Source organism: Kitasatospora sp. NPDC091335 (assembly GCF_044757205.1).
In the GTDB taxonomy this organism is placed as follows: domain Bacteria; phylum Actinomycetota; class Actinomycetes; order Streptomycetales; family Streptomycetaceae; genus Kitasatospora.
In genome coordinates this window covers 12,980-28,334 of the sequence record NZ_JBIVUM010000036.1, presented here as the reverse complement: position 1 = coordinate 28,334, position 15,355 = coordinate 12,980, and the positions used below count along the sequence as shown (strand labels likewise).

12 protein-coding genes are annotated in these 15,355 nt (G+C 74.4%); 9 read left to right on the top strand and 3 right to left on the bottom strand.

Features of this window, described 5'->3' with window-relative positions; translation table 11 throughout:
• Window positions 1-243 precede the first annotated feature (243 nt).
• The 8 genes from ACIQOW_RS39260 to ACIQOW_RS39225 all read left to right on the top strand — a co-directional run bounded on the left by ACIQOW_RS39260 (window position 244) and on the right by ACIQOW_RS39225 (window position 11,490).
• Window positions 244-1,653 (top strand): sensor histidine kinase, encoded by a 1,410-nt coding sequence (locus tag ACIQOW_RS39260; RefSeq protein ID WP_401092724.1) that lies wholly within the window; start codon window positions 244-246, stop codon window positions 1,651-1,653.
• Entirely contained in the window at window positions 1,605-2,270 is a 666-nt protein-coding gene (locus tag ACIQOW_RS39255; RefSeq protein WP_188300415.1) for a LuxR C-terminal-related transcriptional regulator, read from the top strand. Before ACIQOW_RS39260 ends, ACIQOW_RS39255 begins: the two co-directional genes overlap by 49 nt.
• A gap of 223 nt (window positions 2,271-2,493) precedes the next feature.
• Window positions 2,494-4,056 (top strand): DUF2637 domain-containing protein, encoded by a 1,563-nt coding sequence (locus ACIQOW_RS39250; protein ID WP_401092722.1) that lies wholly within the window; start codon window positions 2,494-2,496, stop codon window positions 4,054-4,056.
• A 111-nt stretch (window positions 4,057-4,167) separates the two neighbouring features.
• The gene (locus tag ACIQOW_RS39245; protein WP_401092720.1) at window positions 4,168-5,457 is read left to right on the top strand and encodes a DUF6986 family protein; all 1,290 of its coding nucleotides are present in this window, start codon (window positions 4,168-4,170) and stop codon (window positions 5,455-5,457) included.
• A gap of 242 nt (window positions 5,458-5,699) precedes the next feature.
• Window positions 5,700-6,356 (top strand): YigZ family protein, encoded by a 657-nt coding sequence (locus ACIQOW_RS39240; RefSeq protein ID WP_401092718.1) that lies wholly within the window; start codon window positions 5,700-5,702, stop codon window positions 6,354-6,356.
• A gap of 264 nt (window positions 6,357-6,620) precedes the next feature.
• Window positions 6,621-8,552, top strand: a complete 1,932-nt coding sequence (locus tag ACIQOW_RS39235; RefSeq protein ID WP_401092716.1) for a hypothetical protein — start codon at window positions 6,621-6,623, stop codon at window positions 8,550-8,552.
• 114 nt (window positions 8,553-8,666) lie between these two features.
• The gene (locus tag ACIQOW_RS39230; protein ID WP_401092714.1) at window positions 8,667-10,445 is read left to right on the top strand and encodes a restriction endonuclease; all 1,779 of its coding nucleotides are present in this window, start codon (window positions 8,667-8,669) and stop codon (window positions 10,443-10,445) included.
• Window positions 10,446-10,725: 280 nt separating this feature from the next.
• Window positions 10,726-11,490 carry a ZIP family metal transporter gene (locus tag ACIQOW_RS39225; protein WP_401092713.1) on the top strand — a complete coding sequence of 255 codons (765 nt, stop codon included), beginning with the start codon at window positions 10,726-10,728 and terminating at the stop codon, window positions 11,488-11,490.
• Window positions 11,491-11,617: 127 nt separating this feature from the next.
• On the opposite strand, the gene ACIQOW_RS39220 is transcribed toward ACIQOW_RS39225, so the two are convergent.
• Entirely contained in the window at window positions 11,618-12,142 is a 525-nt protein-coding gene (locus tag ACIQOW_RS39220) for a MarR family winged helix-turn-helix transcriptional regulator (protein WP_401092712.1), read from the bottom strand.
• Between the two features lie 167 nt (window positions 12,143-12,309).
• Between ACIQOW_RS39220 and ACIQOW_RS39215 the strand changes: the two genes are divergently transcribed.
• The gene (locus ACIQOW_RS39215) at window positions 12,310-12,642 is read left to right on the top strand and encodes a DUF2218 domain-containing protein (protein WP_188301473.1); all 333 of its coding nucleotides are present in this window, start codon (window positions 12,310-12,312) and stop codon (window positions 12,640-12,642) included.
• Here ACIQOW_RS39215 and ACIQOW_RS39210 read toward each other — a convergent pair.
• Window positions 12,615-13,277, bottom strand: coding sequence for a phosphatase PAP2 family protein (locus ACIQOW_RS39210; protein WP_401092710.1), 663 nt, complete (start codon window positions 13,275-13,277; stop codon window positions 12,615-12,617). The genes ACIQOW_RS39215 and ACIQOW_RS39210 overlap by 28 nt on opposite strands.
• A 481-nt stretch (window positions 13,278-13,758) precedes the next feature.
• On the bottom strand, window positions 13,759-15,114 hold the full coding sequence (gabT, locus tag ACIQOW_RS39205; protein WP_401092708.1) for a 4-aminobutyrate--2-oxoglutarate transaminase: 1,356 nt from the start codon (window positions 15,112-15,114) through the stop codon (window positions 13,759-13,761).
• Window positions 15,115-15,355: the final 241 nt, after the last annotated feature.

The window sequence follows — 15,355 nt, the reverse complement described above, 5'->3', positions numbered from 1 at the left end:
CTGCAGGGGGGACCCTGTGGGAGAGTAGGACGCCGCCGAACAATTCTTCTGAAGAACCCCCATCCGGGAATCCCGGATGGGGGTTCTTTGCATTTTAGGATCATCTCACTCGATGGTGTCACTCTGTCCACCAGCAGGTGGTCCTAGGTCTACCCCGGGATTGGGGTGCCATGGCCAGTGTGGGTGGCGGGTGGTTCGTGAACACTGATGGAGGACGATCGGTACCGGCATCAGGAGCTTCCCGTGACAACAGTGAGTCGTACGAGCGGCGTCTCCGTACGTGCGCAGGCCCGGTCCGCCTTCGTGGCCGGCGGTGAGGGCCTGACGCGGCTGGTCGTGGTGTTGCTCGCCGCAGTGCCGGGGTTCGTGCTGCCGGTGATGGCCGCGGTCGTCTCGGGCGTGATGACGGCCCAGACCCTCCAGGGTTACGTCCCGGAGATCCTGGCCGCGCTGCTGGCGGCGGCGGTCGTCGGTTCCGTGGTGGCCGCCTCCCTCGTCCACAGCGTCGCCGCCCGTACCCGGGGGCAGGTGGAACGCTGGTTCGGCATACGGCTGCCGGCCACCTACGAGCCCCGGCCGGAGCTGGAGCTGGACGGTCGCGGGCATTGGTGGACGGGCTACACCTACCACCGCTCGCGGACGGTGGCGAAGTACGCGCAGGCGGTCCACTGGGGCCTGCGGGACCGGACCACCCGCGCCGAGCTGGTCTGGCTGGTGGTGAACCCGGTCCTCGCCGTGGTCCTGGTGGGCCCGGTCGCGGTTCTGCTCGGGCTGGGCCTCGCCTACACCCTGACCGGCGCGGTCCCCATGACCGACTTCGGTTTCCTGAGCGGCCGCGAGCTGTCCATCCTGGCGAGCCTCGTGCTCGGGGCCACCATGATCGTCGTCGGGATACTCGGGGCCCCACTGGCGGTCAGGGCGTACGCGGAGGCGGCCCGCCGCGTGCTGGACCAGGACGGCCGCGCGACGAACGCCCAGCTGACCAGGCGGGTGGCCGAGTTGACCGAGACGCGGGCGGACGCGGCGGGCAGCCAGGCGGCCGAGCTGCGGCGGATCGAGCGGGACCTGCACGACGGTGCGCAGGCGCGGCTGGTCGCGATCGGGATGACGCTGGGCACCATCGAGCACCTGATGGACTCCGACCAGGACGCTGCCCGGGAGCTCCTCGCCGAGGCGCGTCAGTCCTCGGCCCGGGCCCTCCAGGAACTGCGGGACCTGGTGCGCGGCATCCACCCGCCGGTGCTCGCCGAGCGCGGACTCGGCGACGCGGTCCGGGCGTTGGCGCTGGACAGCGCGCTGCCGACCGAGGTCTTCGTGAGCCTGCCGGACCGGCCGGCGGCACCGGTCGAGGCCACCGTGTACTTCAGCATCTGCGAACTGCTGGCCAACGCAGCCAAGCACTCGGGGGCGGAGCAGGTGTGGGTGGACATCCTCTACCGGGCCGGCTTCCTGCGGGTCACGGTGACGGACGACGGCGTGGGGGTGGCGGATCCCTCACGGGGGACCGGACTGCGCGGGATCGAGAAGCGATTGGGTACCTTCGACGGTGTCCTCTCCATCGACAGCACGTCGGGCGGACCCACCACCATCACCTTGGAGTTGCCGTGCGAGTTGTCCTCGCCGAGGACCTCTACCTCCTTCGCGAAGGCCTGATCCGGCTGCTGGAAGCGCACGGCTTCACCATCGCCGCGGCGGTGGAGACGGGTCCCGAGCTGCTGGAGGCACTGCTGACCCACCGCCCGGACGTGGCCGTGGTGGACGTCCGGCTGCCTCCGACGCTGACCGACGAGGGCCTGCAGGCCGCGCTCAAGGCACGCCGGGAGATCCATGGCCTGCCGGTGCTGGTGCTGTCGCAGCACGTCCAGCAGCTCTACGCACGGGAGTTGCTGGCCGACGGCACCGGAGGGATCGGTTACCTGCTGAAGGACCGGGTGTTCAACGCCGGACAGTTCATCGACGCGGTCCGTCGGGTGGCAGCGGGTGGGACGGCGATGGACCCGGACGTGATCGCCAAGCTGATGCAGACCACCTCGCGCCGGCCTGGCCCGCTGCTGCGGCTGTCCCCACGCGAGCGCGAGGTGCTGGAGCTGATGGCCGAGGGCTGTTCCAACTCGGCGATCGCCGCCCGGCTCTCGGTGAGCGACGGCGCGGTGGCCAAGCACATCGCCAACATCTTCACCAAGCTCGAACTCGCCCCCGACGAGGACGCCAACCGGCGGGTGCTGGCCGTACTGACCTACCTCAACGGCACCGCGGGGCAGACCGGCTGACGACCCGGCCGGCCTCCGACGCAGGTCCGCGCGGTGCCGGGGGCCGCCGTCGGGCCGTCGCCCTGTGACACCCCAGGCTGTGGGAACGCTTAAACAGGTGTACGAGTAAACTCCGATGGGCCGAGCCCGGAGGTTGCTCAACCGTCCGGCGGCCCGATCAGCGGCACCCGGCAGCCGAGGCAGCGTACGGCAGCAGCCGACCATCCAGGGGTTGATAGACGTCATGGCACGCCCAACGCTCACCAAGGCCCACCGGGGCCTGCTCGGCATGGTCGCGGCCGGCGCCTGCATCATCTCGGGTATCGGCTTCGCGGGCTCCTACACCGCGGTGCGCGATCTGGCCGAGGAGAAAGGTTTCGGCGCGTTCTCCTACGCCTTCCCGATCGGTGTGGACGCGGGCATCGTCGTGCTCCTCGCACTCGACCTGGTGCTGACCTGGCTGCGCATCCCCTTCCCGATGCTGCGGCAGACCGCGTGGCTGCTGACCGTCGCCACCATCGCCTTCAACGCGGCCGCCTCCTGGGGTGATCCGCTCGGCATGGGCATGCACGCCGTCATCCCGCTGCTCTTCGTCGTCGTGGTCGAGGCGTCGCGGCACGCGGTCGGCCGGATCGCGGCGATCACGGCGGACCGCCACATGGAGTCGGTCCGGGTGATGCGCTGGATCCTCTCCCCGGTGCCGACCTTCCGGCTCTGGCGGCGGATGAAGCTCTGGGAGCTCCGTTCCTACGACGAGGTCATCCGGCTGGAGCAGAACCGCCTGGTCTACCGGGCGCAGCTGCGCTTCCGGTACGGCCGTGGCTGGCGTCGCTCGGCGCCGATCCAGGCGCTGCTGCCGCTCAAGCTCGCCAAGTTCGGCGTGCCGCTCGATCCGGCGCTGCTCGACCGGCTGGACGACGAGGGACATGAGCGCGAGGCCAAGGAAGGCCTGGCGGAGAAGGAGGCGCAGGGAACCGGCCTCCAGGAGAACCACACCGCCGCGGCCATCGCCCCCACCCCGGTGGTGGCGCACCCGGAGCAGTCCCAGCAGCCGCAGCAGGCGGCGCAGACCGCCCAGCAGGCTCAACAGATCCAGCCGGGGCAGGCCCAGCAGGTCCAACAAGCCCAGCCGGAGCAGGCCCAGTCCGAACAGGAACCGGCCCAGGTGCCCGCGGCCGTCGCTCCGCTGTCGGCCGAGGTCGCCGCACCTATGCTCGCGAAGCTGGCCGCCGTGCGCCTGCGCGCCGCCCAGGAACCGGACGCGTCGGCGGAGGCCGCCCCGCAGCCGCGCGGCGAGGAGCTGAACGTCTGGACCGAGCGCCCGGTCCGCACCACCGGCCACCCGGCCGACGCCGCTCCCGGCGGACGGGTGCCCGGCCAGGCCTCGCCCTGGTTCAAGCCCCCGCGCCCGATCGCCGAGGAGACCGCCCCCGCGGACCCGGCCGGCCACCAGCAGCGGGCCGAACAGCCCGAGCTGGCACACCCGTCGGAGCAGCCGGTCCAGCCCTCCCGCTCCGACAGGTCCGACCGCTCCGAGCAGCCGGTCCCGATGGAGCCGCCCGTCCGCGCCGAGGACCAGGCGTCCCCCCAGACGCTCGGGCGCCTCGACCCGGACCTCGCCTACGAGGCGCTCGTCTCGTACATGGACAGCCACGGCCACCAGCCCGACCCCCAGCGTCTTGCCGACTGGCTGACCCGGGAGTACGGCGTCACCGGGAAGGGGCAGGACGGTTCGGTGCATCCGAAGGAGGTCGCCGAGCTCTACCCGGAGCTGCGCGACCGCTACGTTGCCGCTGGAAGGGACTGACCGCAGGCCGTCAGCATCCGGGGCCCGGGTGCCCGTTGACGCCCGATCCCGCCGGGGCTACCTTCGCGTCAACAAACTGTTGAAGTGCTGGTTCGGCACGGAGGAGTGCGGATGACAAGGGGCGAGGCCGACGGAACCGGGCCCGTGGACGGGGCCTCCTTCTCCACCGCGACCCGTGCCGCCGTGGAGGCACTGCTCGCCCCGGTCGACGCCGATCTGGCACGCCGTTACCCGGGCGAGCCCGCGACCAGGCAGCCGGTGCACACCGTCTACGTCCCGGCCGACGCCTTCGGCGCCGACACCGTGCGGGAGTGGGGCCGCCGGGCCCTGGAAGCCCTCGACCGCCACGCCGCCACCCCCGCCGAGCTGGCCCGCGCCCTCGGCGTCCCCGACGACGAACTGCTGGCCGACGTGCACGCCCGGGTCCGCGCCAAGCTGGAGCGCGAGCCGATCGAGGACCTGCGGATCGACTTCGAGGACGGCTACGGCCCCCGCCCCGACGCCGAGGAGGACGCGGCCGCGGTGCGCGCCGCCGAACTGGTCGCCGCCGCCGTGGCCGGGGGTGGCGCGCCGCCGTACCTCGGCATCCGGATCAAGTGCCTGGAGGCCTCCGTCCGGGCTCGCGGCATCCGCACCCTGGAGCTGTTCCTGGCCACCCTGCTGGCGCACGGCGGGCTGCCGGACGGCCTGGTCCTGACCCTGCCCAAGGTGGCCTACGCCGAACAGGTCACCGCGCTGGTCCGGCTGCTGGAGGACTTCGAGGGCCGGGCCGGGCTGCCCGCCGGCCGGATCGGCTTCGAGATCCAGATCGAGACCACCCAGGCGATCCTCGGCCCGGACGGCAGGGCCACCGTGGCCCGGATGATCGAGGCCGCCGAGGGCCGCGCCACCGGCCTGCACTACGGGACCTTCGACTACAGCGCCGCCTGCGGCGTCAGCGCGGCCCACCAGAGTATGGACCACCCGGCCGCCGACCACGCCAAGGCGGTCATGCAGGTGGCGGCCGCGGGCACCGGGGTACGGCTCTCCGACGGCTCGACCAACGTCATCCCCACCGGGTCCACCGAACAGGTGCACGCCGCCTGGAAGCTCCATCACGGCCTGGTCCGCCGCTCGCTGGCCCGCGCCTACCACCAGGGCTGGGACGTGCACCCGGCGCACCTGCCGACCCGCTACGCCGCGGTCTACTCCTTCTACCGCGAGGGCCTGGCGGCGGCCGCCGCCAGGCTGGCCGCGTACGTCGCCGAGGCGGGTGGCGACGTGATGGACGAGCCGGCCACCGCCCGGGCGCTGAGCGGCTACCTGCTGCGCGGCCTGGACTGCGGCGCCGTCGACCCCGCCGAGGTCACCGCGCTGACCGGCCTGGACCGCGAGCGGCTGAACGCGCTGGCCGGCCGCTGACCCACGGCCGGCCAGCCCCGGCTCCCCGGCCGCAGCCTCCCAGTCGCAGCGTCCTGGCCGCAGCGTCCTGGCCCCCGGCGCCCCTGCCCGCGGACCCGTGACCTCAGAGCCCCGGGTCCCGGGACGGGGGCGGCCCCCGGTCGCCGCTCCCCCCGCCGCGTGCCAACTAGGCTGGCGGTGCCGCCCCGGCGCCCCGGGTGCGCGCCGCCAGCCGTCGCCGTCCTCGGGAGGACCGCCGCACCATGTCCGCCACGCCGGAGCCCACCGCCAGGCCGTACCTGACCATCCGGCGGGCCGGCAGCCACGAGATCGAGATCAAGAAGTCCCGGTTCATCTGTCACCTCGGCCGGGTCGCCGACGAGGAGGAGGCACAGGCCTTCATCGCCGCCATCCGCAAGCAGTACTGGGACGCCCGGCACAACTGCACCGCCTTCGTGGTCGGTGACGACCAGCGCCGCGAGCGTTCGAGCGACGACGGCGAGCCCGGCGGTACGGCCGGGGTGCCGATGCTGGAGGTGCTGCGCCGACGGGGCCTGACCGACACCGCCGCCGTGGTCACCCGGTACTTCGGCGGGATCAAGCTCGGCGCGGGCGGCCTGGTGCGGGCGTACGGCAGCGCGGTGTCGGAGGCCGTGGACGAGATCGGCCTGCTGGAGCGTCGGCCGGTCGCGCTGCTCGCGGTGACGGTGGACCACGTCCGGGCCGGGCGGGTGGAGAACGACCTGCGGGCGGCCGGGTACACGGTGAGCGACCTGGCCTACGAGGCCACCGGGGTGCGGATCGAGGTGGGCGTGCCGGAGCCGGACACGGCGGACTTCCACGTCTGGCTGGCGGAGGCGACCGGCGGCACCGCGGTGGCCGTCCCGGCCGGCCGCACCTACGTCGAGGTGCCGGTCTGACCGCACCGGCGGGCGGCGGCGCGGGGGCTCCTGGGACGGTCCGGGCGCCCCGCTCGGACGGCCCGTGACAGGCTGTTTCCCGTAACCCAGCGTCCGCGGCACGCGGAAGACCGCTTGAGCAGATTCACTCGAACGTAGTGTCGTAGCCCGGAGTTGGAACTTCCGCTCCGGGCCGTGGCGTTTCCTGGGCAAGGTTCCGGCAGAACCGGACGAAACCGTCGATGGAGGACACAGGACCCCACCCCGCACCACGGAGGTATGCGCATGACCTCAGGCCGTTCGACCTCGACTCCCCAGTTCGCGCTCCACCCGACCTCGAACCACTCGGCCCCGGACCGCCCGACTTCCAACCATCAGGCCTCGAACCACCCGATCGCGAACCGCGCCGCCCCGAACCGCGTGCGCTCGCACGCCGGCCCCGAGCTGCCAGGCCCCCGCGGCCTCGCGACGCCCTACCGGATGACGGTCACCACGGCCCTCGCGCACGCCGAGGCCGTCGCCCTGGCCGACGAGCAGCTCGCCTCCTGGCTGAAGCAGGAGGGCTACGAGGAGCCCCCACCGGCCCCGTACGCCCCCGTCGGGCAGAGCGCCGCACCGGACCCCGCCACCGAGCGGCTCCGCCTGGGCGAGCGCGTCCTGCTCGACCGGGACCGGGGCCCGCTGCGTGACGGCCCGGGCGCCGGCCGCTACGACCGCCGCCGCCTGCGCACCCCGGCTCCGCACGGCACCCAGCAGCTCACCCTCACTGTGGCCACCGGGTCCGACGGCGCGACCTGGGTCCGGCTGGAGGCCGAGACGCACAGCACCGGCAGCGGTGTGCGCACCCCCTGCCGGGTGCCGGTGCCCGAACTCGCCCGTTCGCTCCTCCCGCTGCTCGACGCCACCGACGGCCCGGCAGCCGTCCACTCCGCACCCCGGGTGATCACGGCCGACGAGGTCGACGCCCTGATCGACGAGCTGTGCGATCCCGAGCGCAGGCTGCCCACCGTGGTCGCCAGCGTCCCGGTGAACCTCCCGCTCGACCGCTGGGTGCAGGACGTGGTCGGCCCGCTCTGCCAGCAGCTGCCCGGCCTCGCCACCGTCTGCGTGCTGGACCCCGGCGCCCGCACCGGGTTCAACGTCGCACTGGAGTACCACACCGTCTACGGCGGAGCGGTGCGCACCTTCCTGCCCGAGGTCGACCCGGCCTCCCGGCAGGACAGCGCCCGGCATCCGGTGCTCGCCCGGGGCCGAATAGAGGAGGACCTGCGTCGCGCCGCCGGGCTGCTCGCCCGCGAGCCGCGCCGCCTCGCCGCGGACCAGCCGCTGCCGGCTCCGCTGGCGGCCGTCCCGGTGCTGCGTGTCCCGCCGCCGCAGCTCCGTCCGGCCACGGAGCGGGCCGCCGAGCAGGCCCTCGCGCGGACCGCCGACCTGGCCGCCCCCCGCCAGGGCGCCGACCTGGCCGCGGTCGCCCGCGAGGAGCAGCAGGACCGCGCCGAGCAGCAGGCCAGGGCCGACGAGCTGGCACGGGTCCGGCACACCCTGCGCCTGGAGCGCAGGGACCACCGCGAGCGGGGCCAGGGCCGGGAGGGCCGCGACGGCCGGGACGTCAGGGAGGGCCGCCTCCGCTCCGGGGCCCGGGGCCTGACCAGCCGCCACTGCCTCACGCCGGTCACCGGGCCGGCCGTCGGCCCGCACTCCGCCGCCCGGCCCGCCGACCGCCGTGGCACGCCCGAGACCTTCACCGAGCTGATGGCCAGACTGGAGGAGTTCCCACTGGTGACCTTCACGGGCGACCAGAAGAACGCGCTCGCCCTGGACGATCTCCAGTGCGCCGGCGCCGGCTGGGCCCGGCTCGCCTGGGACGGTCTGACCGCCCTTCAGGAGTACGCCGAGGCGGCCGTGCGCGGCGCGGCGGGCGGGGACTTCAAGCAGTGGTGCGAGCGCACCCCCGAGGGCTGCCATGGCTTCCCGCCGCGCAAGGCGGTGCGCGGGGAGTCCCGGACGGTGTTCAGCCACACCAAGTGGAAGCGCGAGCGGATGCTGCCGGTGCCGGAATGCGTCGACTCCTCGCGGCGCGCGTTCATGGGCGCGCACCTGCGGATCGGCGGCGGTCGCACCGCGCCACGGCTGCACTACCTGGACGACTGCTCCGGCAGCGGCCGGATCTACGTCGGCTACATCGGACTGCACCTGACCAACACCCGCACCAACTGAGCGGCTTGGCTGACCGCTGCGCCCGTTCGGGGGACAATGTCCGGCAGGGGCGGGTCCACGGGTTCGCCGACCGCCTCTGGCAGGCGCCGGACGAGCATGGGGGAACGACGACCGATGCAGTACTCAGCAGACGGCCAGTCCGACGGAACCGCCACCGTCCAGTTCCCCCGACCGGGCTTCCTCGCCTCGGTATTCCGTGACCTCGGCGCAGAGGAGGACCGGGAGCCGGACGGTCCCGCCACCGGCCGCCCCGGCGGCGGGACGGCCGGTGGCGGCCCGTCCGGTGACGTCCCGTCCGACCCCGGGCCCGGCCCCGGCGGTGCGGGGGACGGCCCTGCCGACCGCGCCGCCGCCGACCGGGACCAGGTCAGCCCCGGCCCCGGCCCCGCCGAGCAGGGCGCAGGCCACCCCGGCCCCGGCGAGGCCGACCCGGATGAGGCGGTGGCGGCACACGCCAGGGCCGCCGCCCTGACCCACCACCGCACGCTCGCCGTGCAGGCCGAGCACGACCGGCTGACCGACCTGCTGCGGCGGGCCGCGCTGCCCGTCTCGGCCATGGACTTCGAGAGCCAGCTGCGCCACTACCACCCCCGCCCCTACCCGGCCGACGCCCCCGGCACCGACGACCGGCAGGAGCCCCGCTGGGAGGACTTCGCCCCCGCCGAGCCGCCCGCGGCCGATCCGGACAGCGGCCCGTCCCGCCGGCTGCTCGACTCCGGCTACCAGCGGGAACTGGCCCAGGCCAGACTCACCCACCAGCGCGCCCTGCGGGAGTGGCGCACCCGCAGGGCCGAGGCCGGCAGCCCGGCCGCCGACGAGTCCCGGCGCGCCCACGAGGCGGCCGAGGAGGCCAGGGCCCGCGCCGTGCGCGAGTACAACGAGAGCCTGGAGGAGTGCCGTCGGGCCTACCGGCTGGCCGAGCCGGCCGCCGTCGAGTCGCTGCTGGAACGGGCGCTGGCCGCCGCCGAGACCGCCACCCAGGACCTGCCCGCCCCCTGCCGGGCGGTGTTCCGCCCGCTCACCCGCACCGCCGTGCTGGACCTCGACCTGCCGCCGCTCGGCCTGGTGCCCTCGCTCACCGGCTACCGGCTCGCCCCGGACGGCGACATCCTCCCGGTGCCGCGCCCGCCCGCGGACCGGGCCACCGACTACCTGCGGCTGGTCGCCCGGCTCGCCCTGCGCGCCCTCCAGGCCGCCGACGCCGTCGACACCGACGAGATACTCGCCGGCGTCGTCCTCAACGGCTGGCTGCGCGATCCGGCCATGACCGAGCCGCTCTGCCTGGTCAGCGTGGACGCCGACCGCGACGCGCTGGCCCGCACCCGGCTGCTGCCGCCGGGCACCCCGTACGAGGAGCGCGACGACGAGGGCGTCTACGCCGACGCGGAGCAGGACGAGGCCCTGGTGCGGCTGCGCCAGCTCGGTGCGGCCGTCACCCCGAACCCGTACGCGTGGGCCGGGATCCAGCCGGCCGCCCAGGCCGGGGCCACCGTGCCGGCCGCCTCCGACCTGTCCGCCAACGAGTTCGCCCAGCTGGTGCGCGACCTGCTGACCCGGGGCGGCATCGCGCAGTGGAGCGTCCGGCTGCGCGGCCCGGCCGGGCTGGTCGCCACCGGCGAGGGCGCGCCCGGCAGCTCGCTGCCCGGCCGCTGGGTGGTCTGGGCCTCCCGGGACACCGTGCCGATCGGCACGGAGCAGATCGAGACCCTGGCCGAGGCGGTCGGCGAGGAGTCCGCCGAGCGCGGCCTGCGGCTGACCACCGGAAGCTTCACCGACGAGGTGCTGGACCTCACCGCCGAGGCGAGCCACCGGCACCTCCACCTGATCGACGGCGACGGCGTCCGCGAACTCGCCGGCACCCACCTCGGGCTGCCGCTCGCCACCGGCTGCTGACCACCCCGGCTCCGGTCGGCCGGCCCGTCGGGAGCCCTGCCGGAAGCCTCACACCGACGGCCCATCCGGCGGGCGGCCCGGCACCCCCGGACCGAGGCTGGGGGAACGGCTCCCGGCCGGGCCCCGGCACCCCGGGTGATCACCGCCGTACGGGCGTCCGGTACGGTCGGCGGTCGTCCCGGCCACGGGCGAACCCCAGGGGGAGAGGAATGGGCAGAGCGTTCGGCGGACCACACGACGGCCCCGGCCGGCCGGCCGGACCCGCGGTGGAGCCGGCCCGATGACCGCGGTACTGGTCGCCGCCGCGGCGTTCCTGATGACCCTGGTCGGCGGTTTCGTCGCCCAGCGCACCCGCGACCGCCGCCACCTGGTGCTCGGCTTCGCCGCCGGACTGATGCTCGGCGTGGTCGCCTTCGACCTGCTGCCCGAGGCGATCCACCAGGCGCCGGGCGAGGTGCACGGCGTGCCGCAGGCCCTGCTGATGTTCGCGGCCGGCTTCCTCACCATCCATGTGGTCGAGCGCGCGGTCGCCATCCACCGCGGCCACGAGGGCGAGTACGCCGCGCACTCCCACGGCCACCACGACGGGCACGCGCACGAGGCCGGGCGCCAGGGCATCGGGCTGACCGCCGCGCTGGCCCTGGTCGGGCACAGCGTGATGGACGGCTTCGCGATCGGCGCGGCCTTCCAGGCCGGCACCACGGTCGGCACGGTGGTGGCCATCGCGGTGGTCGCGCACGACTTCGCCGACGGCTTCAACACGTACACGATCACCCGGCTTTACGGGAACAACCGGCGGCGGGCGCTGACCCTGCTCGCGGCGGACGCCGTGGCCCCGGTGTCCGGCGCCGCGATCACCCTGGCGTTCACTATCCCGGGGCACCTGCTCGGCCTCTACCTGGGCTTCTTCTCCGGCTTCCTGCTCTACCTGGCGACCTCCGACATCCTCCCGGAGGCACACAGCCCGCACCCCTCGCGCAGCACCCTGCTGTGCACCGTGGCCGGGGTCGGCTTCATGTGGCTGGTGATCGGCTTGGCAGGCTGAGGCCCGGCTGAGGCGGGTACCGGCCCGTCGGTCGCCGAACCGGATGCCGTGCCCCTCGGCTCTTCCTCGGTATGCACGCCGGGATGCCGGCCGGGCTCCGTCCGGGGGCGGCCGGGAAACGCCCTGGCTAGTACCGCCTCGGCGGCCCGGCTGCGAGGAAACGGGCCTCGGCGGAGTGCAGCACCCGCAGCAGCACCTCCTCGTCGGCGGGGCTGACCTCGCCGAAGTACTCCTGCGCGACCTCGTCCCTGACCTGCCCGATCCGTTCCACCGCCGCCCGTCCGGCCTCGGTCAGCAGGATCCGCACCGCCCGCCGGTCGGCCGGGTCGGGGCTGCGTTCGACCAGGCCGGCCTCCTCCAGCGCGTCGACCACGGTGGTGGCCGAGCGGGGGGCGATGTGCAGCTGGTCGGCGAGGTCGCTCAGCCGCATCGCCCGGCCGGGCGTCTCGCAGCCGGGCACGTGGGCGAGCATGCGCAGGGCCCTGGCCTGGCCGGGGGTGATGCCGTACGGCTCCAGCCGCCAGCCGGTCTGGCGGCGGATCCGCTTGATCGCCCTGGTCATCGCGTCGGCCAGCTCGGCGGCGGCGCCCGGGGTGCCGGTTCGGGGGCCGGGGGAGGGGTCCGCCTGTCCGTCGGTCGGCGTGGTGGTCATCGGCGGTCTCCTCGGCTGGCGTCCGCCCCAGGGTAGCGGCCGGTCCGGGGCCCGCGGCCGGTGGCGGACGGCGATCGCGGAAATATGTTGAGCCTAGCTCAGTATCTGGGTTAGCGTTGCCTCTAGTGAGGGGACCCTAAGTTCCCCTCCCCGATCCTGGAGGGCCCGTGCCCCGCTCCGAAGCCCGCGTCACCACCGACCGCCCCGGCCGCTACGCCAAGCAGCTCACCGCCCACATGGGGCGCAAGATCGAGGCCACCTACTCCGACGAGACCGGCCGCGGCACGCTCGTCTTCGGCGCCGGCACCGCCACCCTGGAGGCGCAGCCGGACGCCCTGCTGCTCACCGTCGAGGGCGAGCGCGAGAACCTCCCCGGCCTGGAGGACGTCGTCGGCCGCCACCTGGTCCGCTTCGGCGCCCGCGACGAACTCGTCATCGAGTGGCACCGGGACAACGGCGAGCCCGGCATGGTTCACCGCAACGAGGACCCCGAGGCCTGACGGCTCCCGGCCCCGGGCCGGGGCAGCCACCGGGCGAGCGCCCACAGCACCAGGACGGCCAGGCACCAGCTCGCCACGACGTCCAGCAGCCAGTGGAAGTCGCTCCACACCAGCCCCGCGCCCACCCCGAGCGACAGCAGCACCGCGGCCGCCGCCGGCCCCCGGACCGCACGCGGCCCCGCCACCCGGGCCAGCAGCAGCGCCGCCACCCCGTACGAGATCGCCGCGGTCGCGGTGTGCCCGGAGGGGTACCAGCCCCACTGGCCGGCCGTCAGCGGCTCCCCGAGCGGGCCCGGCCGGGCGAAGGCCGACTTCGCCGGGACCACCAGCAGGGGGATCAGCGCCGCCGTCAGCGCCGCCACCGGCAGGGGCAGCCACCAGCGTCCGGCCCCGGTCCGGCGCCCCCGCCAGGCGGCCAGCGCGCCGGCCAGCAGCAGCACCGGGACCGCGGGGACGCTGCTGCCCAGGTCCGACAGGAGGTGGCCGAGGCGGTCGGGCAGCGCGTCAGGAGAACCCCGGTGGGCGGCGCGGACCGCGTGGCGGACCGAACGGTCCACGCCGAGCAGTGGCCCGTCCGCCGCGACCTGCCAGGACACCACCAGCAACAGCACCGCCGCCACCACCGGCACGGCCACCGAGCGCGCCGCCCGGCCCAGGACGGCGGACAGCCGCCCCGGAGCAGGGGGGAGAGCTCCGGGGCGGCTCTGATGATCGCCGTTCCGTGCGCCCCGGGGGGTGTGGGTCGGACGGTCGGTCGATCGGCCTTCGGTGTGCGCCGCCCCTTCCGGGCCGGCCTGGTCGTCCTCGCGCGGCACCCGCGGAACCGGCCCCGGAGGGGGCCCCGCGGACGGCCTCGCCAATGGCTGGGGCTCGCTGTCCATCTGCGATGACACTACGTCAACAGCCCTTCCACGCCGAGTGCCTTCAGTGATTCCGCACATCATCTTCACCCTGCGCCGGGCGGCCTCGCGGGCGCCCCGTCGACCATGCCGGGACCGCTCGCCCGGCGCGCCCGGAAACCGAACGGCCCGTGCGGACCAGAGGTCCCCACGGGCCGTTCAGTGCTGTCCGGACAACCCTCCGGAAGGGGGTTCACGACCTGACGGGCGGCACCGCTCAGAGAGCGGCGAACGCACCCTCCAGGATGTCCAGGCCCTCGTTCAGCAGGTGCTCCGGCATGACCAGCGGCGGCAGGAAGCGCAGCACGTTGCCGTAGGTGCCGGCGGTCAGCACGACCAGGCCCTCGGCGTGGCAGGCCTTGGCGATGGCCGCGGTGGCCTCCGCGTCGGGCTCCTTGCCGCCCGGCTTCACCAGCTCGACGGCGATCATCGCGCCGCGGCCGCGGACCTCACCGATGCAGACCCGCTCGGAGTGGGCGTGCTTCTCCTGCAGGGCCCGCAGGCGGCCCAGCATGATCTCGCCGATCCGCTGCGCCTTGCCGTTGAGGTCCTGCTCCTTCATGGTCTCGATGGCGCCCAGCGCGGCGGCACAGGCCACCGGGTTGCCACCGTAGGTGCCGCCCAGGCCACCGGTCTGCGCGGCGTCCATCATCTCGGCGCGGCCGGTCAGCGCGGACAGCGGCAGGCCGCCGGCGATGCCCTTGGCGGTGGTGATCAGGTCCGGGACGATGCCCTCGTCCTCACAGGCGAACCACTGGCCGGTGCGGCAGAAACCGGTCTGGATCTCGTCCGCGACGAACACGATGCCGTTCGCCTTCGCGAACTCCACGATGGCCGGCAGGAAGCCCTTGGCCGGCTCGATGAAGCCGCCCTCGCCCTGGATCGGCTCGATGATGATCGCGGCGACGTTCTCGGCGCCGATCTGCTTGTTGATGGTGTCGATCGCCTGGGCGGCGGCCTCGGCGGCGGCGTTCTCCGCACCGGTCAGCCAGCGGTACGGGTAGGCGACCGGCACCCGGTAGACCTCGGGGGCGAACGGACCGAAGCCCTGCTTGTACGGCATGTTCTTCGCCGTCAGCGCCAGGGTGAGGTTGGTGCGGCCGTGGTAGCCGTGGTCGAACACCACGACGGCCTGGCGCTTGGTGTAGGCGCGGGCGATCTTCACCGCGTTCTCGACGGCCTCGGAGCCCGAGTTGAACAGCGCGGTGCGCTTCTCGTGGTCACCCGGGGTCAGCTCGTTCAGCTGCTCCGCGACGGCCACGTAGCCCTCGTACGGGGTCACCATGAAGCACGTGTGGGTGAAGTTGCCCAGCTGCTCGGTCGTCCGGGCCACCACGGCCTCGGCGCTGTTGCCGACGTTGGTCACGGCGATGCCGGAACCGAAGTCGATCAGCGAGTTGCCGTCCACGTCCTCCAGCACGCCGCCGTTGGCACGGGACACGTACACCGGCAGGGTGGTGCCGACACCGGCCGCCACCGCACCCAGCTTGCGGGCGTGCAGCTCCTGCGACTTCGGACCGGGGATCGCGGTGACCAGGCGGCGCTCCTGCGGGAGCGGCATTGCGGCGCTCATGGGGTTTCTCCAGACTTCTCGGCTCGGTGCTTCGCAGGCTACGGCCGCCCTCCCCACCCGGGCACGCGCCACTCGGTAGCAGTGCGCCCTCCGACTTGTCCGGCACGGCCAGCGCGGGTGGTGCGACTACCCGCAGGCCGCGCTCCACTACCCTGAGCGCGGGCGTGTCGCCGGTATGGCGGCACGGGTATGGCGGCACCGACGGCGGTCGGGCCGGGCGGGCGAGGGAGCGGGGCCGTAC

Excerpts from the sequence above, each read along its gene's own strand:
- gabT (WP_401092708.1), bottom strand. The coding sequence starts at position 15,114 with ATGAGCGCCGCAATGCCGCTCCCGCAGGAGCGCCGCCTGGTCACCGCG.
- ACIQOW_RS39230 (WP_401092714.1), top strand. The coding sequence starts at position 8,667 with ATGCAGTACTCAGCAGACGGCCAGTCCGACGGAACCGCCACCGTCCAG.
- ACIQOW_RS39240 (WP_401092718.1), top strand. The coding sequence starts at position 5,700 with ATGTCCGCCACGCCGGAGCCCACCGCCAGGCCGTACCTGACCATCCGG.
- ACIQOW_RS39245 (WP_401092720.1), top strand. The coding sequence starts at position 4,168 with ATGACAAGGGGCGAGGCCGACGGAACCGGGCCCGTGGACGGGGCCTCC.
- ACIQOW_RS39250 (WP_401092722.1), top strand. The coding sequence starts at position 2,494 with ATGGCACGCCCAACGCTCACCAAGGCCCACCGGGGCCTGCTCGGCATG.
- ACIQOW_RS39235 (WP_401092716.1), top strand. The coding sequence starts at position 6,621 with ATGACCTCAGGCCGTTCGACCTCGACTCCCCAGTTCGCGCTCCACCCG.
- ACIQOW_RS39225 (WP_401092713.1), top strand. The coding sequence starts at position 10,726 with ATGACCGCGGTACTGGTCGCCGCCGCGGCGTTCCTGATGACCCTGGTC.
- ACIQOW_RS39220 (WP_401092712.1), bottom strand. The coding sequence starts at position 12,142 with ATGACCACCACGCCGACCGACGGACAGGCGGACCCCTCCCCCGGCCCC.